General features: G+C 42.7%; 22 protein-coding genes. 5 read left to right on the plus strand and 17 right to left on the minus strand.

The window, feature by feature from the left end; genetic code table 11:
* Window positions 1-50: 50 nt before the first annotated feature.
* The 8 genes from BUC10_RS02755 to BUC10_RS02790 are packed head-to-tail and all read right to left on the minus strand — an operon-like array spanning window position 51 to window position 7,473.
* Window positions 51-545: a gluconokinase gene (locus BUC10_RS02755; RefSeq protein WP_073176365.1), complete on the minus strand. Its 495-nt coding sequence runs from the start codon at window positions 543-545 to the stop codon at window positions 51-53.
* Window positions 538-1,458: a tRNA (adenosine(37)-N6)-dimethylallyltransferase MiaA gene (gene miaA / locus BUC10_RS02760; protein WP_073176366.1), complete on the minus strand. Its 921-nt coding sequence runs from the start codon at window positions 1,456-1,458 to the stop codon at window positions 538-540. The genes BUC10_RS02755 and miaA overlap by 8 nt, the downstream gene beginning before the upstream one ends.
* On the minus strand, window positions 1,455-2,294 hold the full coding sequence (locus tag BUC10_RS02765; RefSeq protein WP_073176367.1) for an ion transporter: 840 nt from the start codon (window positions 2,292-2,294) through the stop codon (window positions 1,455-1,457). The genes miaA and BUC10_RS02765 overlap by 4 nt, the downstream gene beginning before the upstream one ends.
* Window positions 2,291-3,649: an exonuclease domain-containing protein gene (locus BUC10_RS02770; protein ID WP_073176368.1), complete on the minus strand. Its 1,359-nt coding sequence runs from the start codon at window positions 3,647-3,649 to the stop codon at window positions 2,291-2,293. Before BUC10_RS02770 ends, BUC10_RS02765 begins: the two co-directional genes overlap by 4 nt.
* Before the next feature lie 18 nt (window positions 3,650-3,667).
* Window positions 3,668-4,327 (minus strand): YggS family pyridoxal phosphate-dependent enzyme, encoded by a 660-nt coding sequence (locus tag BUC10_RS02775; RefSeq protein WP_073176369.1) that lies wholly within the window; start codon window positions 4,325-4,327, stop codon window positions 3,668-3,670.
* Between the two features lie 4 nt (window positions 4,328-4,331).
* Window positions 4,332-5,567, minus strand: coding sequence for a DUF1015 domain-containing protein (locus BUC10_RS02780; RefSeq protein ID WP_073176370.1), 1,236 nt, complete (start codon window positions 5,565-5,567; stop codon window positions 4,332-4,334).
* A gap of 3 nt (window positions 5,568-5,570) precedes the next feature.
* Entirely contained in the window at window positions 5,571-6,458 is an 888-nt protein-coding gene (locus BUC10_RS02785; protein WP_073176371.1) for a 3-hydroxyacyl-CoA dehydrogenase family protein, read from the minus strand.
* Window positions 6,459-6,513: 55 nt separating this feature from the next.
* Window positions 6,514-7,473, minus strand: coding sequence for a Gfo/Idh/MocA family protein (locus tag BUC10_RS02790; protein ID WP_073176372.1), 960 nt, complete (start codon window positions 7,471-7,473; stop codon window positions 6,514-6,516).
* A 113-nt stretch (window positions 7,474-7,586) separates the two neighbouring features.
* Between BUC10_RS02790 and BUC10_RS02795 the strand changes: the two genes are divergently transcribed.
* Window positions 7,587-8,228 carry a protein-L-isoaspartate(D-aspartate) O-methyltransferase gene (locus BUC10_RS02795; RefSeq protein ID WP_073177082.1) on the plus strand — a complete coding sequence of 214 codons (642 nt, stop codon included), beginning with the start codon at window positions 7,587-7,589 and terminating at the stop codon, window positions 8,226-8,228.
* 4 nt (window positions 8,229-8,232) lie between these two features.
* Here BUC10_RS02795 and smpB read toward each other — a convergent pair whose 3' ends face one another.
* Window positions 8,233-8,694 carry an SsrA-binding protein SmpB gene (gene smpB / locus BUC10_RS02800; RefSeq protein ID WP_073176373.1) on the minus strand — a complete coding sequence of 154 codons (462 nt, stop codon included), beginning with the start codon at window positions 8,692-8,694 and terminating at the stop codon, window positions 8,233-8,235.
* An 81-nt stretch (window positions 8,695-8,775) separates the two neighbouring features.
* On the opposite strand from smpB, the gene BUC10_RS02805 reads away from it, so the two are divergent.
* Complete coding sequence (locus BUC10_RS02805) at window positions 8,776-9,513, plus strand: DUF6503 family protein (RefSeq protein WP_073176374.1); 738 nt, start codon at window positions 8,776-8,778, stop codon at window positions 9,511-9,513.
* Here the strand turns inward: BUC10_RS02805 and BUC10_RS02810 are convergent, their stop codons facing one another.
* Window positions 9,514-10,047, minus strand: coding sequence for a histidine phosphatase family protein (locus BUC10_RS02810; protein ID WP_073176375.1), 534 nt, complete (start codon window positions 10,045-10,047; stop codon window positions 9,514-9,516).
* 72 nt (window positions 10,048-10,119) lie between these two features.
* Between BUC10_RS02810 and BUC10_RS02815 the strand changes: the two genes are divergently transcribed.
* Window positions 10,120-11,700, plus strand: a complete 1,581-nt coding sequence (locus BUC10_RS02815; RefSeq protein ID WP_073176376.1) for a PorP/SprF family type IX secretion system membrane protein — start codon at window positions 10,120-10,122, stop codon at window positions 11,698-11,700.
* 13 nt (window positions 11,701-11,713) lie between these two features.
* On the opposite strand, the gene BUC10_RS02820 is transcribed toward BUC10_RS02815, so the two are convergent.
* From BUC10_RS02820 to clpB, 5 genes are all read right to left on the minus strand, one after another.
* Entirely contained in the window at window positions 11,714-12,310 is a 597-nt protein-coding gene (locus BUC10_RS02820; protein ID WP_073176377.1) for a TetR/AcrR family transcriptional regulator, read from the minus strand.
* A gap of 74 nt (window positions 12,311-12,384) precedes the next feature.
* On the minus strand, window positions 12,385-13,449 hold the full coding sequence (locus tag BUC10_RS02825) for a dipeptidase (RefSeq protein WP_073176378.1): 1,065 nt from the start codon (window positions 13,447-13,449) through the stop codon (window positions 12,385-12,387).
* 38 nt (window positions 13,450-13,487) lie between these two features.
* Window positions 13,488-13,955 (minus strand): RidA family protein, encoded by a 468-nt coding sequence (locus tag BUC10_RS02830; RefSeq protein ID WP_073176379.1) that lies wholly within the window; start codon window positions 13,953-13,955, stop codon window positions 13,488-13,490.
* A 10-nt stretch (window positions 13,956-13,965) separates the two neighbouring features.
* On the minus strand, window positions 13,966-15,279 hold the full coding sequence (locus tag BUC10_RS02835; RefSeq protein WP_073176380.1) for a gluconate:H+ symporter: 1,314 nt from the start codon (window positions 15,277-15,279) through the stop codon (window positions 13,966-13,968).
* A 149-nt stretch (window positions 15,280-15,428) separates the two neighbouring features.
* The gene (clpB, locus tag BUC10_RS02840) at window positions 15,429-18,029 is read right to left on the minus strand and encodes an ATP-dependent chaperone ClpB (protein WP_073176381.1); all 2,601 of its coding nucleotides are present in this window, start codon (window positions 18,027-18,029) and stop codon (window positions 15,429-15,431) included.
* 145 nt (window positions 18,030-18,174) lie between these two features.
* Between clpB and ytxJ the strand changes: the two genes are divergently transcribed.
* Complete coding sequence (gene ytxJ, locus BUC10_RS02845) at window positions 18,175-18,564, plus strand: bacillithiol system redox-active protein YtxJ (protein WP_073176382.1); 390 nt, start codon at window positions 18,175-18,177, stop codon at window positions 18,562-18,564.
* Between the two features lie 79 nt (window positions 18,565-18,643).
* On the opposite strand, the gene BUC10_RS02850 is transcribed toward ytxJ, so the two are convergent.
* Window positions 18,644-19,849, minus strand: coding sequence for a hypothetical protein (locus BUC10_RS02850; protein WP_073176383.1), 1,206 nt, complete (start codon window positions 19,847-19,849; stop codon window positions 18,644-18,646).
* 249 nt (window positions 19,850-20,098) lie between these two features.
* Here BUC10_RS02850 and glyA point away from each other — a divergent pair, with 249 nt between their 5' ends.
* Window positions 20,099-21,373: a serine hydroxymethyltransferase gene (glyA, locus tag BUC10_RS02855; RefSeq protein WP_073176384.1), complete on the plus strand. Its 1,275-nt coding sequence runs from the start codon at window positions 20,099-20,101 to the stop codon at window positions 21,371-21,373.
* A 46-nt stretch (window positions 21,374-21,419) separates the two neighbouring features.
* Here glyA and BUC10_RS02860 read toward each other — a convergent pair whose 3' ends face one another.
* On the minus strand, window positions 21,420-22,076 hold the full coding sequence (locus tag BUC10_RS02860) for a hypothetical protein (RefSeq protein ID WP_073176385.1): 657 nt from the start codon (window positions 22,074-22,076) through the stop codon (window positions 21,420-21,422).
* Between the last annotated feature and the right edge of the window lie 164 nt (window positions 22,077-22,240).

The following is a 22,240-nucleotide window of genomic DNA, read 5'->3' on the forward strand; positions in this document are numbered from 1 at the left end:
AAGAAACCGATATAAAATTGAAAAACCACCTGAGAGGGTGGTTTTTTTGTTTAGCCCAATTGCCGCAACACTGAGCTGACAATTTCTTCCGGTGTTAGCTCAATCGAAACGATTATGGCATCTTTAGGAGGCTCCAAAGTGTCAAATTGGGATTGAAGTAATGCAGCGGTCATAAAATGCCCCTTTCTAGCTTTCAATCTTGAGGTGATTAAATCAAATGAACCGTCTAGGTGTACAAATTGAAGTGTAGTGCCCATTTGCTTACTTAGGAGGTCCCGATAACTTTCTTTTAATGCGGAACAAGCTATAATGGCCCCGGTGGATTTATGCTCTAATGCTAACTGATTTAATCGCTCCAACCAGCCTTTCCTGTCCTCATCGTTCAGCGGGTTACCCGCACTCATTTTTTGTACATTTTCTTCAGGATGATAGTCATCCCCATCAAAAAAAGGAAAATCTAGGCGTTCGGATAACTTTGTGCCAATGGTGGATTTTCCCGTGCCTGAAACCCCCATGATTATGAGCACCGTAGGTTGTTTATTCATGGTTTGATACTAATTTTTGATTGATCCTGTCCATGACACTGTTGGATTCTATGTCAGAATCAACCCAAATAATCTCTTCATTTTTTCTTAACCAAGTGAGCTGTCTTTTGGCAAACCTACGTGTATTCTTTTTAATTTCGGAAATCGCAAAGTCCAGCGTAAAATCCCCATCAAAATAGGAAAACAGCTCTTTGTAACCAACAGTTTGTAGCGCATTAAGGTTTCGGAAAGGATATAACTTTTTGGCCTCATCTAATAATCCTGATTCCATCATAAGGTCCACTCGTTGATTGATTCGGTCATAAATGATTTCCCTGTCCGCCTGAATACCGATGTATAGAGACTTGAACTTCTTTTTTTTCTTTTTCTGATTAAGGAAAGAAGAATAGGGCCACCCGGAGGCGTGATAAATCTCTAAAGCCCGTATAAGCCGATGTGGATTATGGACATCCACCATTTCATGGTATTTAGGGTCAACTTTGTATAGCTCTTTTTGTAGACTCTCCAACCCTTTTTCAGATAACTTTTTATTCAGTAATTCCCTTATTTTTGGGTCGACCTCGGGAAATTCATCCAATCCATGGATTATGGCATCTACATAAAGACCGCTACCCCCAACCATGATTACTTGGTCATAATTTTTGAAGAGTTCTTGAAGCTTCTTATCTGCATCACGCTCAAAATCACCCACTGAATAGGCATCCTGAATACTTTTATGTTGGATAAAGTGATGTGGGACTGTTTGCAACTCTTCAGCTGAGGGAACAGCGGTTCCAATTTCCATTTCTTTAAAAAATTGGCGTGAATCCGCTGAAATGATTTCGGTTCCCAACTGCTTTGCAATGGTAATTGCCAATTCGGTCTTTCCAATGGCTGTTGGCCCTACAACCGCGATTACCGTCTTTGGTTTCATAGCAGTTCCCCGCAGTTATAGCAATTCTTGGCATCGTCCCTATGCCCTTCACTACCACAACTTGGACAGGCTTGGGTATTCATGTGCACAATGCTATTCCCTTTCAGACCTTTTTTATGTCTTGAGAATTCAACGGTTACAATCCCAGTGGGGACCGCAATTATTCCGTAACCTAGAATCATGATAACGGTGGCAAGAAACTGACCCAGATTGGTCTGGGGTGCAATATCCCCATAACCAACGGTGGTCAGTGTGACGATGGTCCAGTAGATACTTCTTGGAATACTGGTAAAACCGGCCTCATCGCTTTCAATGAGGTACATTATGGTCCCCATAATCACAGAAAGAATGAGCACAACATAAATGAATACTGCAATTTTAGCCCTACTGGCCTTTAAGGCAGCTTTAAGCTGTGAGGCTTCGCCCATAAACTTTACCAACTTTAGAATTCTAAAAATTCGGAGAAGACGAAAAGCCCTTACAGCCAGCAATACTTGAGAGCCCGCCAAGAGATAAGAAAGGTAAAGTGGTATGGTGGAAACAAAATCGATGATGCCATAAAAGCTGAAAACATACTTCCAAGGCTTCCGAATACTAATGAGCCGAGCAATATATTCCAGTGTAAAAAAGATGGTTATGACCCATTCCAAGGTCAACAGGATTGTGTGGTAATGTTGGTCAACTTCTTTGACGCTTTCCAACATCACGAGAACCACACTGAGCACTATTAAGATGACTAGAACAATGTCAAAAAGCTTTCCAAGCGGGGTATCCGCCTCATAGATGATCTCGTGCAGGGCATTTTTCCAACCGGAATGTACTTTCTGTGCTTTCAAGAAGTGGTTGTTAACTCCAGAACCTTGAGATTGTTGTTTTTTCTCAAGAACGATTCCACAATAAATGTAGTATTCTCGTCGCTGTTCATTGGGGTTATAATCGATTCTAATATATGAATATTATTTATTTGATGGTTGAGTTCCACATACCCAAACCCTTGAAGCCCCCCATTTTTAACGAGGACAAAACTACGTTCTCCAATTTCGCGACCCTTGTCGACCAGCACTACAGTTTTACCGGAAATGCTATACTTTTCCAAAGCGGTAGTTACTTTGGTGTTGTATACGTCTACGTCATCAATGTCTGTAAAATCGGCACTGCCATTTTGTACATGGTGCGTTGCTGAGTCCAGACCCAAGGCAGATGGGGCCAGCTCAAATTCTTCACTTATCCTGCCCAAAAAACTTTGAGCGGAAGGAACCCCATTGAACGCAATGTGCTGTTCTTTTTGGTACTTGTGCTTTGTAATTTCAATGGTGATGTGAGCTGTTCCGTTTTTATGAAAATTGACAACGTGGGAAAAAAGCTTGTTTTTTGCAATATGGTTGTGTCTAGGCCTGTTCTTTTTAAGTTCTTGATACTCCTTTAAGATGGCCACCAATTCGCTTCCAGTTCGGTCAAAAGAAACCTTTTTGGTCTCCTTTTGAAGCTTACGGGCCAACTGCCCCACGTTTGTAAAATGTTGATTGACTCTTTTTTTTGCATTTTTGGTTTTTCCCAAAAAGATGATTTCCCCATCTTTATCGTGCATGTAATAGACGCCGGTTTCCGATGGGAGTCCGGAAACAATATCTAGTTGGGTAGGGGAGAGCTCCCCTTGCGATTCTTCTCGAATTACCTCTGTGACTATGGTTTTTCCCGAATCCTTGTCCAGCAACATTTTAAAAAGCTTCAGGGTGGCAATGGCATCTCCATTGGCCCTATGTCGGTCGCTCATGGGAATGCCCAAGGATCGGACCAATTTTCCCAAGCTGTGTGATTCGGCATCTGGGAGTAATTTTTTTGATAGGTCTACGGTACAAAGTGTCTTACGCTGAAAATCATATCCCAATCTTCTGAATTCTGTCCGGAGTATCCTGTAGTCGAACTGGGCGTTATGTGCCACGATTACGGCACCTTCAGTGATTTCTACGATACGTTTTGCGACTTCGTGGAATTTTGGCGCTGAGCGTAACATTTTGGCATTGATACCGGTAAGTTTGGTCACGAAGGGCTGAATCTCGCGTTCCGGATTCACTAGGCTCATGAACTTGTCCACAACCTGATGTCCATCAAAACGGTGGATGGCAATTTCCATAATGCCTTCCTCATTGTATTTGCCTCCTGTGCTTTCAATGTCTAGAATGGCGTACATGAATCGCTGGAAAAAGAATTAATGATAGTTACGTGCTCCAAAGATACTACTTCCTATGCGCACCATTGTGCTGCCTTCCTCTATGGCAATGGTATAATCCCCGCTCATTCCCATAGAAAGTTCACTGATTTTGGGCAATTTTAGTTGTACTTGGTCAAATACATTTTTGAGGTGGGCGAACTCCTTTCTCACTTGTTCTGCATCTTCCGTAAAGGTGGCCATGCCCATGAGGCCCACAACTTCAACATGCCTTAATTCTTGGAAAGCCTCTGAATCCAAAATTTCAGCAAGTTCCTTTTCATCAAGTCCAAATTTTGTGCTTTCCTCGGCAATATGCATCTGGAGCAGACATCGTATGGTCCTATTATGTTTTTTGGCCTGTTTGTTTATTTCAGTTAACAACCGGAAGCTGTCCACGCCATGCACCAGTGAAACGAACTCAGCCATATACTTCACCTTGTTACGTTGCACATGTCCAATCATATGCCACTCAATATCTTTAGGTAAAACCTCCCATTTATGGGTCATTTCTTGGATTTTGTTCTCTCCAAAGATGCGCTGCCCGGCTTCATAGGCTTCCAAAACCGTTTCAATAGGTTTTGTTTTGGAAACGGCAACCAAGGTAACTTCTTCGGGAATTCCGCCCTTTATTTTTTTGAGATTTTCTGAAATCGACATCGTGCTAAAATTCATAAATGGTCAACCCGCTTCGTAACTTGGGTTCAATATAGGTGCTTTTTGGGGGCATTACCAAACCGGCATCAGCAATGGCCTTTATTTCCGTAATGGTAATGGGGACCAAGCTGAAGCCCACTGCGAACTCGCCCTTGTCAATGCTCTCCTTCATGCGAATTAGGTTATGTTTCCCAAAACCATAAGAAATACGCTTATCATTCCTAAGGTCATGTATTCCCAAAATGGGTTCTAAAATGGTTTGGTACAGAATGTGCGTGTCCAATTCGCTCAAGGCATCCGTAAATTGGTAAACGGTTTTTCGCAGGTAGAGCGAATAGAACTCACCATCCAGATACATACTAAAATGGTGTTTTTGTGTTGGCTTGTATAGCCCCTCTTCTTTTTTTTCTATTCTGAAAAACTCATCGAGCTGAATCAAAAATTCATTCTTACTGAATCCATTGAGATCCTTTACCATTCGGTTGAACTCGTAAATTTTTATTTCTGATTCGGGTATGAGGTAGGCCATAAAAAAATTATAGGCTTCCTCTCCGGTATGTTTGGGATTTAAAGATTTTTTTTTGTTCGCAAGCAGATTGGAGGAAGCACTTCTGTGATGTCCATCCGCAATATAAAGTGCCTCTTTGGTCATAAAGATGGTTTGCAACTCTTTTACAACTGCTGGACCCTCAATTTTCCAAAGTTTGTGCCCCACTTTGTCGGTAGTGGTGAAATGATACTCGGGATCGCGATTCATTTCCCGTTCCAAAATTGAACTTACGGAGGGATCATCCTCATAGGTCATCAGCACAGGTTCGGCGTTAAACCCCACCGTATCAAGATAATTGGCGAAAAGTTGTTCCCGCCTTTGGATGGTGTCCTCATGTTTTTTGATAATATCCTCTTGATAATCCTGAACACTGCATGCGCAAAAAAAACCACGGGTCTTAAAACTTCCTTTTCCAATTTGATAAAGATAGAAGCAAGGTTTTCCGTCTTTTTGAAAAATATTGTCCTCCAAAAACTCGAGATAGCGATTGTGCACCAGCTTAAACCGTTCTTTTCCCGAGATATTTTTTTCAAACTTGAATCCCGGGTTGATGATGTGCAAAAAGGAAAAAGGGTTGTATCTCAAAACCGATTTCAACTCATCCTTTGTGTATTCCTCATAAGAACGTGAAGCTACAAAGGATGCTTTGTCACTAGCTGGTCTAATTGCCTTGAAAGGTTGGATTTGTGCCATTCGCTATTGGAATTGGGACGACACTTTATCGGCTTTTCTGGACTCCGAATAATCGTAAAACCCTTCACCTGACTTTATCCCAAGCTTACCTGCCATTACCATATTTACCAAAAGGGGGCAGGGTGCGTATTTAGGATTTTTAAAACCGTTGTACATTACATTCAAAATGGATAGGCATACATCCAGTCCAATAAAATCAGCAAGTTGAAGCGGGCCCATGGGGTGCGCCATCCCGAGCTTCATTACCGTATCTATCTCTTGAACTCCAGCTACACCATTGTACAAGGTCTCAATAGCTTCGTTGATCATAGGCATTAGAATCCTATTGGCTACAAAACCCGGGTAGTCATTTACCTCGGTCGGCGTTTTTCCCAATTGCTTGGAAAGCTCCATGATGGTTTGCGTAACCTCATCAGAAGTACTGTACCCCCGTATAATCTCCACCAACCTCATAATTGGAACCGGATTCATAAAATGCATTCCGATTACTTTTTCTGGTCGGTTTGTGACCGCTGCGATTTGCGTAATGGATATGGAAGAGGTGTTTGTGGCCAAAATAGTCTCATCGTCACATACTTCATCCAGCTTTTTAAAAATCCCCAATTTGATATCGAGATTCTCAGTGGCCGCTTCCACCACAAGACCTGTATTCGCCACTCCTTTAACTAAATCGGTAAACCCGGTAATGTTTCCCAGTGTGTTTTGCTTGTCCTGCTCAGCAATGATTTCCTTGGCAATCATTCTATCCAGATTCTTGCCAATTGTGGCGATTCCTTTGTCCAAGGAAGCTGGTGCGATGTCTATAAGGTTTACCTTGAATCCTTTTTGGGCAAAGACATGGGCAATTCCGTTGCCCATGGTACCCGCTCCTATAACTGCAATGGTATTCATTTAATATTGAAAGTTTATCGATACCGCTTTGTTGAAATGGCGATAATCGGATAGTTTAAAACGATGCTATAATTTGAAGGGCGACCCTAAGTGCTTTGGTACCCTGCTCCAAAGTAACCACAGGCTCCGTGTTGTTGTTGATGGCCTCGGCAAACGTCTCAAGTTCATCCAAAATGGCATTGTTGGCATGGACATCCGGATTTTCAAAATAAATCCGCTTTTTCTCCCCTTCGGCATTTTGTAAGATCATATCAAAATCTCCAGGTTTTTCTGGAGCGTCCTGCATTTTTACCACCTCTACCTTTTTTTCCAGGAAATCTACGGAGATGTACGCATCCCTTTGGAAAAATCTAGATTTCCTCATGTTCTTGAGGGAAATTCTACTTGAGGTCAAATTGGCGACACAACCATTTTCAAACTCGATTCTTGCGTTGGCGATATCTGGTGACTGGCTGATTACAGAAACCCCACTTGCATTGATTTGCTTCACATCGGAATCCACGACGCTCAAAATTGCATCGATATCGTGAATCATCAAATCCAAAACTACGGGAACATCTGTGCCCCTTGGATTGAATTCAGCCAACCGGTGGGTCTCAATGAACATGGGGGTGTCTATCTTATCTTTTACGGAAAGGAATGCCGGATTGAATCGCTCGACATGCCCAACCTGACCTTTCACCCCCTGATCTGCTACTAACCGTAGTAAATCTTCCGCCTCGGCTAAGGTATTGGTAATGGGCTTTTCAATAAAAATGTGCTTTCCTTTTTTAACGGCCTTTTTGGCGCAATCAAAATGGGAAAGAGTAGGGGTTACAATGTCCACCACGTCAACGGCATCTATTAGGGCGTTGATGTTTTCAAAGTAGGTATATCCAAATTCATCGGACACTTTTTTGGCATTGATCTCATCTGGATCATAGAATCCAACAAGTTCATAGTAGTTCGATTCGTTTAAGAGCCTTAGGTGAATTTTACCTAAATGTCCTGCACCCAGGACACCAACTTTTAGCATACCTCTGTTTTTGTCAAAAATAAGGATATCGAATCAGTCTTCCATAAAAATAAGAGGCAACCACCTATAATTTTCGCATGGAACTTTTTAAATTCGTGTACCAGACCAAAAGAATGAAAGATACGCTAAAACATAAGGGTATGCGGAACCAACTTGCCCAAATATTGGAGGGCAAGGGAATTAGTGATACCAAGGTTTTGGAAGCCATAAAGACTATACCAAGACATCTGTTCTTGGACAGTGGTTTTGAGGATCATGCTTATCAGGACAAAGCATTCCCCATAGGTGCTGAACAGACCATATCCCAACCTTATACAGTTGCTTTCCAAACAGAGCTGCTCCAAATAAAACCCAATGATTCTATCTTGGAGATTGGAACCGGAAGCGGATACCAGACAGCTGTTTTACTGCATTTGCGGGCCAAAGTGTATACCATAGAACGCCAGCAAGAACTCTTTAAGAAAACCCAATTGTTTTTTCGAAAAATGCACTACAGACCAAAAAAGGTGATTTTCGGAGATGGTTATAAAGGACTCCCTGAGGAAGCTCCTTTTGACGGTATCATCGTCACGGCAGGTGCACCTATGGTACCAAAAGCACTATTGTCCCAATTGAAAGTAGGCGGTAGGCTTGTAATTCCTGTCGGCACTGAGGAGCAAACGATGACCCTTTTTACCAGAAAATCGGAAAAAGAATTTGAGAAACAGGAATTGGGAGCTTTCCGTTTTGTTCCCTTGTTGGAGAACAAGAACTAGTCAATTATTGGTTGAAGTCTTTTTTTATTCGGGATAGGTTGCGCTTATTGTCACGATCCTTAATGGTCTCCCGCTTATCATATAGTTTTTTACCCTTGGCCAATCCAATGTTTACTTTGGCAAGTCCTCTTTCATTAATAAAAAGGTTTAGAGGGATAATGGTAAGCCCACTGGTGGTAACTTCTTTACGCAGTTTTTTAAGTTCGCGTTTGTTCAAGAGCAATTTCCGCTCCGCCTTTGGTTTATGGTTATAGTATCCACCATGACTATATTCATCAACTTGCATATTGATGACAAAAAGTTCTCCGCGCTCATTGAACTCGCAAAAACTTTGGGAAATAGAGGCCTTGCCCAAACGTATGGACTTGATTTCGGTTCCACCGAGCACGATTCCGGCCATATAGGTGTCCAGAATCTCATAATCAAAGCGGGCTCTCTTGTTTTTTATGTTGATGTTTTTCTGCATTGACCACAAAAATAGAAACTCTTTCCAAGGAAAGTTGTAATGTTACCATGGATTTTACGATTACCTATAAAACCTAAACCCATGCCAAGAATCATTTTTGCCCTGTGTTTGTTTGCCGTTCTGTCCTGTAAGAATACCACCAAACCCGAGATTTCGGCCCAAGATATTGTAGACAAATCCATAGAAGTCAGTGGTGGACAGTTGCACAAAGACCATGATTCCTCTTTTTTATTTCGAAATAGGAAATATATCGCCACCCGTGAAAATGGCAAGAAAGTGCTAAAACGAATCACCTATTTGGATTCTGTAGTAATTACCGATGTTAGAGCCCATGATGGTTTAGCTCGCTATATCAATGACAGCTTGGTTTCTTTGTCCGACTCCTTGGCAAACCGATATGCCAACGCTGTAAATTCCGTGCACTATTTTGCAAGGTTGCCCTTTGGCCTAAATGATAAAGCGGTGAATAAGACGTATCTGGGTGAAGAAATAATCAAAGGGGAAAACTACTACAAAATTAAGGTCACCTTTGATCAACAAGGCGGCGGAGATGATTTTGATGACACCTATGTGTACTGGTTCCATGCAATCACCTTTAAACCTGACTACCTGGCATACGACTTTCATGTGAATGGTGGAGGGCAGCGCTTTAGGGTAGCGTACAATGAGCGCTATATTGATGGAATAAGGTTCGTGGATTACGAAAATTACAAATCCAAGGACAAAGAGACGGATATTCTTTCCATCGGGACGCTATATGAGCAAGGTGGGTTGGAATTATTGTCCAAAATTGAACTTTCGGAAATTACAGTGGAATAACTAATCCATCCGTAATCGGAAATCAGTGGCCTCACCGTCTATGACCCTAACAATGAAAAGGCTACCGTTGTCATGATCATCCATGGAATCATATTTTTGGTTGTTCAGCATTTTGTTTACAAAATCTGGTGTAGTGTTGCTATGGCCTACGACCAAAACGTTGAGTCCTTCATTTTCGGCTTTAAAAGCTTCAATGTCCATGGACGAAGGATCGTAGTATTTGACATCGATATTTTTTTTGACAGAAGTTGGTGCGGCTGTCATAGATGTTCGCTCGTAATTGGTCGAATAAATCACATCAAGAGGTATGGCATCAAACACTTCAGCCCATTTTATGGCCCGGTTTAACCCATCTTGATTGAGTTCGGGATCCAGATTTTCTTGGTCTGTCCTATCCTTTTCCGCATGTCGTATAAAATAGAAAGTGGAAATCACAGGATCTTCTGTAATTTCCATATCTTTATTGGAGTCGTTACAGCTTATACCTGTTAGTGCAAAGAATGTAAAGGCAATCAAAAATTTTGTTGTTCGCATAACTACTGGTCTAAATCCCCTGAATTTTCCGTAGGTTCATTTAAATGTAACGTTTAAATTTCATTTTATCGTATGCTGAGGCATTTCAGTTGGTATTCTCTAGTATTAATGGTGTGTACGGTTACCGCACAGGAAACCGTGCTTCCTACCGATTTTAGGCAACACAACCTTACCCAATTCAATGCAAGTTTATTGAATCCGGCCTTTGGTTTGGATTGGAACAAGCCTAGTTCGGTCTCGATTTGGTCTCGATGGCAATGGCAGACCCTGGATGGGGACCCTACCACTATTTTTGCAAATTACACGCAACAAATCAACACGAATTCAGCCGCTGGAGTAGGCTTTTTGCAACACAATACCGGAACATATCTGAATACCGGTTTAAACCTTAACTATGTTCATGGATTGGAACTGGATGGAAATATTCGACTTCTTTTTGGATTGAATGTGTTTGGGTTTAGGGAAGAACTGGCTGACGATCGATTTACCCCAGATCCGGATATCGACTTACCAGAATTGGAAAATACCGATGATTTTATTCTGATGTTCTCTCCAGGTCTCCAACTTCAAATAGATAAATTTGGATTGGGACTGGCAGTGGAAAATGCCGTCGACGTCAATTTTTCAGATAGTGGTCGTGGCAGGGGAGATGGAGGCACAGTGGTATTTGGGACCTTGAGTTATGATTTTCCGGTGATGTTATTTGGCGGTACCGATGATAATTTTGTTCGGCCAATTCTCTATGTGAAGTCAATTCCTGACGGGGACACTCAATTTGGTTTAAATAGTTTGTTTTCCACTTCGTGGTTTTGGGTCCAAGCTGGTTATAATAATTTTTATGGAGCTTCTGGAGGACTTGGTATTACTTTGGCCAGACATTTTTCTGTTGGTGGTTTGATGGAATTCGGGGGGGATGAGATGCTGTCCGATGACAATTCTACCTTGGAGCTGGTGGTTTCTTATCATTGGGGGGCTTCGGATGCACGTAAAAAAGTGGTTGATTTTGATGTGGAAAAAGATGATGCTTTGGCCCGTGCCCGAATGCAAGCTGAAGCAGAAAAACTCCGAAAAGAAGAACAGGCCAAACGAGAAGCCGAGCTATTGGAAAATGAACGAATAAAGTTAGAGGCTGACCGATTAGAGGAGGAGAGCAGATTGCGGGAAGCTGAGGCGGTGGCCCTCGCTCAACAGCAAAAAAAGGATTCTTTGGAAGCTGCAAATGCTATAGCGGAGGCTCGAAGGTTGGCTGAACATCAACAGAAAAAAGATTCCTTGGACTCTGCGAATGCCTTTGCTGAGGCACAAAGGAGAGCGGAACAACAACGCTTGGACAGTATTGCTAAAGTGCAGGCGCAAAAGGTGGAAGTAAGGCCCAATGAAAAGTATGAAGAGGTTAAAAGCGCTGGCGGCCTTGAGCCCGGATTCTACCTCATTGCCAACGTATTTGGAACCAAGAAGTACTACGAGAACTTTATGGCGCAACTACAGAAGAGAGGTCTGCAGCCAAAATCCTTCTACCGAGAGGTGAACAAATACAGGTATGTTTATCTAAATAGATATGATACCATGGATGAGGCCAGAAAAGCCCGGGATTCCAAGTTCTTCGGCCGTTACACAGATAAAACCTGGATTTTCAGGGTAAGGGGTAATTGACGAAGAGCTACTGTTAATTTTTGATTTCTTGTTGTATCAAATGCTCCAGATAGGCAATGGTATTGACCAGATACTTCCGATCTCTTGTCATAGTGGACATTGCAACTGCACCTTGTAACATGGTATATAGCTGTTTTGCAAATTGTCCCGGTGGAACAGGCAAGTGAATCTCCCCTTGTTTTGCACCGTCCTCCAAAACCAAGGCAATTTTACCTTCAATTTCTTTGATGGTCTCTTTCACGGCAGCGGCCAAAAGGTGGTTATTATTTTGTGCATCAACGCCAACATTGAGAATGGGACAGCCTCCAAAAGGCAGCGTGAAAACATCATATTGTCTATAAAAACGCAAAAGTGAAAACAGTTTGTCCATGGCCTTACCTTCCGAGTTTAATTTCTCATCCAAGGTTTCAAGAAGATGGTTGCGATTGTATTCAAATGCAGAAAGTGCCAGCGCCTCTTTGTTCTCAAAATTTCCGTAAATCGCTCCTTTGGTCAGACCAGTAGCTTCGGTCAAATCACTCATACTGGTCCCTACATAGCCAAATTTATTGAATATGGGCGCAACAGTCTCAATAATATACGCGGTGGTCCGCTCGGCTTTGGTCGACATTCTGGGTTTGGGTTGGTTTTAGCTAATATATAAAAATATACTGCTGGGTATCAATTTGCCCTTTAGTTTTAACATCAGGCCCATGTCTTTTTCAAGAAACGAATGAAGTTGGAATGCAAGATGTTGTTAATGGCTTCCTTTTGATATCCTCTTTTTGCAAGCAACTGGGGGACCTTTTGTAAGTCAGCTATCGTATCCAAATCCATTGGACTTTGTTCCGTTCCAAAGGCACCATCCAAGTCTGTACCTATGCCCACATGATTTGCGTTTCCTGCAAGCTGGCAAATATGGTCGATATGGTCGACCATTTTATCAAGGGTCACTCCCAAACCAACTGGTGTGGACTGACCCCGCACCCAATTGGGAACCATCATCCATGTGTCCAAAGGCATGCCAATCACAGCTTCCCTGTCTATTAGCTCCTTCAATTGATCATCTGAGAACTGTCTGTTATGGTCTACCAAAGCCCTACAGTTGCTATGACTGGCCCAAATGGGCCCATTGTAATGCTTCATGGCCTCCCAAAAGCTTTCCTCGCAAAGATGGGTTGCATCCAATATGATGTTCAAATCCTCTATTTTCTTTAGAAGTTCACGGCCCTTTGTTCCCAATCCACCAATGGAATCCGTACCATATGCGTAAACCCCGGGACCATAGTGTGCAGGTCCAATGGCCCTAAGGCCTGAGGCGTGTGCCATTTCAAGATACTCCAAATCCACTATAGAATCTGCTCCTTCCAAGCTAAGGATATAGCCGATGGGTTTTTTAGGTTCGTCCTTTTGCCAGAGTTCCAGATGGGAATTAAGCACCTCTAGGTTCCCAATTTGAACCATTTCGCCTACCTTTTCCATAGCTTGATACCAAGCCAACTGGCCTTGGGTCTGTGCCCAGGCTTGTTCTTGGGAATTCCATCCAGGCAAGGGATTATCTGGAGCAACATAACGAGCAATTTGGGTAGCAACACAAAGACCAATGTTTCCTTTGCGCATGGCATTAAGGGAAACGGTGTTGTTTCCTCGGTCTGGTTTATCCGACATACCTTCTTCCGATTTTCGGATATCTTCGACCGAAAGTCTAAGGTCACGATTCCATTCCATGGCGTTCATGGCCAAGTCCAAATGGGCATCAAAAATGAACATCTTTGGCTGCTTTTAAATTGAGTTAGAAGATTATTGGCTTACTCGCGCAATTGAAACATGGCTTCAATTTCAACTGCGGTGTTTTCTGGAAGGGTCATTCCTACTGCACTTCGCACTCCTATCCCATGTTCTCGACCAAAGATTTCCGCCATTAATTCGCTGAATCCATTGATCACATAGGGATGTTTCACAAAATCAGGGGTGCAATTTACCATACCCAATACTTTCACCACACGTTTTACGCGGTCTAAACTTCCAAAATGAGTCGTTATTGTGGATAACATGGTGAGAGCCACCTGTCTGGCTGCCAGTTTGGCCTGATCCTCATCCATATCCTCGCCGACTCTTCCCAGGATATAGGTACCGTCATCTTGCATTGGGCCCTGCCCGGAAACATATAAAAACGAGTCAACTACCAAAATAGGTCTATAAACTCCTGCCGGAGGAGGAGCTGGAGGGAGAACGAGTCCCATTTCCTTTACTTTTTCAGAGGGTGATTTGTCCATATTTTTTTGATTAAATTACCTGATTCAATACTAAAACCCCTAATAGTCCCATTATACCCACCAAGGTTTCCATGACGGTCCAAGTGGATAAGGTCTCTTTCACTGAAAGGTTAAAATACTCTTTAAACATCCAAAAACCGGTGTCGTTTACATGCGATAGCATAAGGCTTCCAGATCCAATGGCTAGCACCATAAGTTCGGTACTTACATTTGCGCTGGCGGCCAAGGGCAATACTATTCCCGCAGCAGTTAAACCTGCAACGGTTGCAGACCCAACACTTACCCTAATTGCAGTGGCAATTAACCAGGCAAGAACAAGTGGGGAAATTGCAGAGCCTTCCAAACTGGACGCGATGTAATCACTCACTTTACTATCGATCAATACCTCTTTTAGCGCTCCCGCACCCGCAATAATCAACAAAATCATGGTGATGCTGGTAACAGAAGTGGATATGGATTGCATAACTGTTTTCATGTCTTTTCCACGAGCTATACCCAGAGTATAGATAGCGACCAAAACTGAAATTAACAGTGCAATCACAGGATTTCCAAGGAAAACCAAAATATTTTTCAAGAGTCCATCTTGCAGCCATTGTTCCGCGCCAATTGCAATTCCAATTAGAATAATAGGTAAAAGGGCACTTAAAATACTCGTGGCTGTTGAGGGAAGTTGTTCTTCGGGAATTAAAACAGGATTGTAAAACTCTTTCAAAGGTTTGGCCTCTACTTTCTTGATGGTTCTTGCGAACAAGGGACCTGCAACGAGGATAGCGGGGATGGCAATGATGATTCCATACACCAAGGTCTTACCAATATCGGCATTAAACATGGCTGCTATCGCCGTTGGGGCGGGATGGGGTGGGAGGTAACCATGGGTAACCGAAAGGGAAGTCAGCATGGGTAAGCCTACATAAAGTAGCGGAAGACGAGTGGACATTGCGATGGTAAACACCAATGGGATGAGAATTACAAAGCCAACCGAATAAAACATTGGAATTCCAACAATAAAACCCGTTAGTACCATCGCCCATTGAACGTTTTTTACGCCAAAGGCATCCACCAACTTAGTGGTAATTCTTTGCGCCGCTCCACTGTCCGCTACCAGTTTTCCCAGCATGGCGCCCAGACCAAGAATCAAGACCAGAAACCCGAGCGTATTCCCAATTCCCCGTTGAATTGATTTCACCAGTCCTTCAAGTTCCATTCCCTGTGCAATACCCACAAAAAGGCACACAATGATGAAAGCCAAAAAGGCATTTAACTTTACTCTGGCAATTAAAATAAAAAGCAGTAGGATCCCAATTAGGGCAATAATTATTGGCATGGTTGGATGTATGTAAAACCCCTAAAATAAAGAATTGCTTTGAAACAAAGCACAACAGTTTTCCTCTATGTTGTTAGGATTAGTTTTAACCCAACAAAAAAGCCCCTTCCCAAAATAGGAAAGAGGCCTTATTGGAATTTATAATGCGATTAACCTACCAATTCGCTTTGGTTTCTAAAAACCAATTGATCGTCAAAAGAGTCCAGAAGAATTATACTATCCGCTTTTATTTTTCCGGCCAATAGTTCTTTAGACAAATTATTCAGCACCTCCTTTTGGATCAATCGCTTTACAGGCCTCGCCCCAAATTGAGGGTCGTAGCCTTTTTCGGCCAAATAGCTTATGGCTTCCTCAGTGGCATCCATGGTGATATGTTGCTTGGATACCATTTTCTTCAATTGTTCCAATTGGAGTCGTACGATCTCTTTGATATTGGCTTTGTCCAAAGGGGTGAACATAATGATATCATCGATTCGGTTCAAGAACTCAGGGCGAATGGTCTTTCTTAAAAGTCCCATTACCTCAACACGGGCTGCATTTGCAGCGCTTTCTACATCCACGGCACCATCAAATTTCTCTTGAATAATCTGACTGCCCATATTGCTGGTCATAATGATAATGGAGTTCTTAAAATCTGCAACGCGACCTTTGTTATCTGTAAGCCTTCCTTCATCCAACACCTGTAAAAGAATGTTGAAAGTATCGGGATGGGCTTTTTCGATTTCATCTAGAAGTACCACGGAATAGGGTTTTCTTCTGACAGCTTCCGTCAATTGTCCTCCTTCATCGTAACCAACGTATCCGGGAGGTGCGCCAACCAAACGGCTAACCGAGTGACGTTCTTGGTACTCGCTCATATCAATCCTTGTAATGGCATTTTCATCATCAAAGAGGTAGGCCGCTAAAGTTTTGGCCAACTCCGTTTTTCCTACCCCGGTATTCCCTAGGAATAGAAAAGAGCCAATAGGTTTTTTAGCATCTTGAAGTCCTGCTCTACTCCTTCGAATTGCATCCGAGACGGCAATGATGGCCTCATCCTGCCCAACGACTCTTTTGTGTAGGACATCTTCCAGTTGCAGTAGTTTTTCGCGCTCACTTTGCATCATTTTGGTCACGGGAATACCTGTCCATTTGGCAACCACTTCGGCGATATCCTCATTGGTCACTTCTTCTTTGATTAAAGTTCCGGCAGTCTGTTGGGCCGCCAATTCATCTTGGAGTTTTTCCAAGGTTTCCTGGGACTCCTTTATTTTACCATAACGTAATTCGGCAACTTTACCGTAGTCCCCGTTCCGTTCGGCACGTTCGGCCTCTAGTTTGTAATTCTCAATATCCTGTTTGGTCTTTTGGATTTGATCCACAACCGATTTTTCGCTTTCCCATTGGGCAAAAATCTGATTGCGTTCTTCCTTTAGATTGGCCAGTTCTAAGTTCAATGTCTGTAGTTTGGCTTTATCATCCTCGCGTTTTATGGCCTCAATCTCAATCTCCAATTGCATTATTTTTCGGTCCAAGACGTCCAACTCTTCCGGTTTGGAGTTAATTTCCATTCGAAGTTTGGAAGCTGCTTCATCCATTAGATCTATGGCCTTGTCAGGCAAAAACCTATTGGTTATGTAGCGCTGCGAAAGTTCCACGGCGGCAATCACGGCCTCATCCTTGACTCGTACCTTATGATGGGCCTCATACTTTTCCTTGATACCACGGAGGATGGAAATGGCGCTTTCAGTATCAGGTTCATCAATTATCACTTTTTGGAAACGGCGTTCCAAGGCCTTGTCCTTTTCAAAATATTTTTGATATTCATCTAGGGTAGTAGCGCCTATTGCCCGCAATTCCCCTCTAGCCAAAGCAGGTTTTAAGATGTTGGCGGCATCCATAGCTCCTTGTCCGCCACCGGCTCCAACAAGGGTATGAATCTCGTCTATAAATAGCACTATGTCACCATCAGAAGAGGTTACTTCTTTAATTACAGCTTTAAGTCGCTCTTCGAACTCTCCCTTGAATTTGGCGCCAGCGATCAATGCTCCCATATCCAGGGAATAAATGGTCTTGTCTTTTAGATTTTCCGGGATATCACCCTGTACGATTCTATGTGCCAGACCCTCCGCTATAGCTGTTTTACCCACACCAGGTTCCCCAACGAGCATAGGGTTGTTTTTGGTTCTTCGGGATAAGATTTGCAATACCCTTCGTATTTCCTCGTCCCTGCCGATTACGGGATCTAGTTTGCCGTTGTCTGCAAGCTGGTTGAGGTTTTTGGCGTATTTATCCAGCGAATTGTAGGTGTCCTCGGCGCTTTGAGAAGTGACCTTTCCACCTTTTCGAAGTTCTTGAATGGCAGCATTAAGGTCTTTTTCGTTGACTCCCTGATCCTTCAGAATTTGGGCTATTTTGCTTTTAGATTTGAAGATTGCCATCAAAAGATGTTCAATGGATACAAACTCATCTCCCTGCTTTTTGGCAATACTGCTCGCCTCATTAAGCGATTTTCCTGCTTCACGAGATAGCACAATATCACCTCCAGATACTTTGGAGAAGCTTTCCAGTTCCTTTCCCAAGATTTGGTTAACGAAGCTGGTGTTGACATTCAACTTCTTTAAGATGAAGGGCAGCACGTTTTCGTCCACTTCGGCAATCGCTTTGAAAAGGTGTTCGTTTTCTATTTGTTGATGCCCTAGTTCTTGTGCGAGCTGTTGCGCCTGCTGTAAGGCTTCCTGTGATTTTATAGTAAAGTTGTTAAAATTCATTTTTCATTGTTTTTACCATGAATGGTCAACAACCTTACCATTCGCCAAGTACCGACAAAATGTCGCTAAAACCCTGAAAACAAAGGACATTTCGTCATAATGTAAGTTTTTTAGCCCAGCTCGACATATCTATTAAATTTGCATTATGGGATTGTTTGGAAAGGTATTTGGAAATTCGTCCGAAGATAAAAAAGAAGAAACAAGGGTGCCTTGGGTACCTTTGGAGTCGGTTGATCAATTGAGTGTGATTAAGGAAACTTCCCATACCCGCACACAACTTATATTTAAGCATTCAACAACTTGTGGGATAAGTAGAATGGTACTGAATATGTTCACTAGTGCTTATAACTTGGGCGATGACAAGGACATTTACTTTTTGGACCTTCATGCCTATAGGGCGGTATCCAACGCGGTGGAATCCGAGTTTGGGGTACGCCATCAGTCCCCTCAGTTGCTCATTGTTAAAAATGGAGAAGTCACTTTCCATACCTCCCACGGGGCAATTGCAGATGCGGATTTGCTCAGCCACGTCTAAAAATAGCAATCAAGATATAGACCAAAAAAAACGGCAGGAAAACTTCCTGCCGCTCTTAATTTAAATTGTCTGCAATTATCTAGTCATTAAACTGATTTTGTGCAACAAACTGGTTTTGTGTCATGATGGCCTTCAATCTGGCCTTTAGATCCTCCCCTGCATCATATACCATTTGTTCATTACTAGGGAAAGGAACCGCCCTGGCATCTAGGAAGGGAATCAAATCCGAACCCAATGCTCTTTTGTCCCCTCTATAATTGGCGTAAATATGCTCAAAAACAAACTCACTGGATAAGGGATAGGAGTTGATTTCCTGACCGTTGGAAAGGTCTACCATGCTCACTTTAGCTCCAATCTGGGCACTTTTAAATTGTGTGAACTGATAGAAATTGCATCTAACGGTTTTCAATCGGTCCACTTTGATTCTATTGCCCAGGCTATCTTTTACGGCATTACCATTGTCATCCAACAAGTATTCGAAACCATCTTTTACTTGCTTTTCCTTTATGATTTGTTTTTCGTTCACCTGCTCTGGAGAGATATTTATTTCTCTAAAGTTTAGGTTCAAAGCATAATCATACGTGACATTTTCCAAGGGATTTGTATGGAACTCCGTCCAGAAACTGTTGATTCCAAACGCATTGAAATCCAATAATTCAGTTTCCAATCTTTCAGGAATAACCTGTTGGGTCTGATTTTCGATCTCAACCCTTACATATTCCAGTCCTTTGGTATAGGCCTCATCCATTTTGGAAATGGTCTCCTTATAACCCGGGTTGATATCCTGCAAATATTTTAAATCGCTGTAGGCTGCCCTAAAATCCATCTTCTCCCTTGCTCTGGCCAACATACCATTCGCATTGTTGTACAAATACTCGGATAGGTCGTTCTTGGTGGCCAGGATCGCGGCATCGTAATTGGCAAAACTGAATCTGGCATCCCTACCTTCTTCATAAATAGGAAGAGGTAATAGAGGTCTAATTCGCTGTTGAATTTGCTTTAGTTGTACAAACTTGTTGTAAATGGATTCCAGGTTTGCAGGATTTCCATCCTGTTGCAAAAAGGCGATTTGCTCTTCTTCCCGTTGTGCGTGCTTGGCGTAGGCGTCCTCCAAAAGCACTACATAGGCCTGGTGTCCCTTTCTAGTCTTGTTTTCCGCTAGATTTTTTATGGCCTTGTTCATGGCAGAAACATAGTTCCCACTGTTCAGGGCCTCCTGTGTTTTTTTAACACCACCGCATGCGGCTAGCAGTAATAATGTACCAAAGAGTAGTATTTTTTTCATGGCTTTTTGATTTTCTGGTTATCAAGGGGTTTTCAACTGCCGTGCCAAAAACCTCCTTTTATGTAACGAAAAAGGTCAAACAGTAGTATAATATCGATGAAATACATAAAAAAGGCAGATTTCTCAGTTGCTTTTAAGGTGGTTTCGAGTTGTTAATTGTTGTTTGATAAAATTGAATTTTACCACAATTTTTTTCAATTCAGTTAGCTTTTCTATTTGTAATTTTAGCACTTCTTAATTCAAAGGCAAATGCAAAGAGACCATCAGATTTTTGAACTCATAGAGAGCGAAAGGGAAAGACAAATAGAAGGTGTGGAGCTTATCGCTTCCGAAAATTTTGTAAGTCCGCAGGTCATGGAGGCCGCAGGCTCTGTCCTTACCAATAAATATGCTGAGGGATATCCCGGCAAGCGCTACTATGGCGGCTGTGAAGTGGTTGATGAAGTGGAACAATTGGCCATTGACCGGGCCAAGGAACTTTTTGGTGCGGCATATGCCAACGTGCAGCCCCACTCGGGGTCACAGGCCAATGCCTCGGTCTACCATGCATGTCTTAAGCCGGGCGATACCATCCTTGGTTTTGATTTGGCCCACGGGGGACACTTGACCCACGGTTCGCCGGTCAACTTTTCTGGGAAGCTGTATCGTCCAGTATTTTATGGAGTGGATGAGGAGACAGGAACCTTGAATTACGATAAAATCCAAGAGATTGCGGATAGGGAAAAACCTAAAATGATCATTGCGGGCGCTTCTGCCTATTCCAGGGATATGGACTTTGAACGCTTTAGGGAGATAGCTGATAGTGTAAATGCCATTTTGTTGGCCGATATCTCTCACCCGGCGGGTTTAATCGCCAAAGGCATTATGAACGACCCCATTCCGCATTGTCATATTGTTACCACCACCACCCATAAGACTTTGAGAGGTCCAAGGGGAGGGTTGATCTTAATGGGGGAGAACTTTGAAAACCCATTTGGTATCCGATTGAAAAACGGAAACCTTCGTAAAATGTCAGGTCTTTTGGATTTGGCTGTTTTTCCAGGCAACCAAGGAGGTCCTTTGGAGCACATCATAGCAGCTAAAGCGGTGGCTTTTGGTGAGGCCTTAACGGATGACTTCTTACACTATATGCTTCAGGTGAAAAAGAATGCCGATGCCATGGCCAAGGCTTTTGTGGGCAGGGATTACAAGGTTATCTCCGGGGGAACCGACAACCACATGATGCTGATAGACCTCAGAAACAAGAACATTACGGGCAAGGATGCTGAAAAGGCGCTGGAATTGGCTGCCATTACTGCCAATAAGAACATGGTGCCGTTTGATGACCAATCCCCGTTCATTACTTCAGGTGTGCGTTTTGGGACACCGGCCATCACCACTCGTGGACTCAAGGAAGCAGATATGGAAACCATTGTTGGCTTTATTGACGAAGTACTTGCAGATGCCACCAACGAAACCAAAATTGCCGGAATAAAACAAAAGGTCAACGACCTAATGCGGTCAAGACCTTTGTTCAATGCCTAAAATGGCGAGGTGTTCTTAGGTTAAGCCTAAGGGATAATTAAGTTGTTCAATCCAGCAAGAAAAAATCTTCCTTGCGCATTTCTTTGGTGTCCAAACTGTATACCATTACATCGTGTTGTGGGTCATCCTCAAAGTAGAGGCCCCAGTGCTCAAAATAGCTGTGTTGGCCATTTTCTAAATCCAGTCCCTTTGTAGTGCTATCCTCAAATACGGGGACAAAGATTTCATAAGGCATGGCGGTAAGTCCCTTGGTAAAGTACACAAAGTGCTCGCTCACCTTGTTCACAATGGCACCCAATTGTTCTGGCACGCTGTAATCCTTAATCCGTGTAATGATTAGGGAGGTGTCCTTAAAATGAAGCGACAGCTCGGCAATGTCAATCGTTTCATTATTGTTGGCGCTAAGTTTCCCAAAGGCATTGTCAAAGGAACCTGTGGTTCCTTGTTCTTTTTCCTGACAGGCAAAACCTCCCCAGTTTCCACTGTTGAAATGGTGCAAGCTTTCGGTAAGCCCGAAGTTGCAGTAAATGTCCAATACTAAATCTGTTCTTTCTTTTTCTGTATGGTATCTACAGGTAACGGAAACCTCTGCAAAGAAATCCTTTTCAAGTTGTTTTATAAACTTATGAAGTCCATCAGCAGTAACAAACGTCTGTATACCATCTAGGGGGAAATTTGTGTTGGTTCTTTTTTGGTATGGCATAATCCTTTTCTTTCATAGTTGTTCCCTATCAAAGTTAAAACGAATCTTTTTCCCGAGATTGGAGGAAATCCTTAAAAATTCTGGGGGTTTTCTCCCATTTTGCCCTTTTTTTAGGGGTTTTTGGAGAAAAGCTAAAGTTGGGCCTGCCTAAAGCCCATTGGAAT

Source organism: Flagellimonas flava (assembly GCF_900129665.1).
In the GTDB taxonomy this organism is placed as follows: domain Bacteria; phylum Bacteroidota; class Bacteroidia; order Flavobacteriales; family Flavobacteriaceae; genus Flagellimonas; species Flagellimonas flava.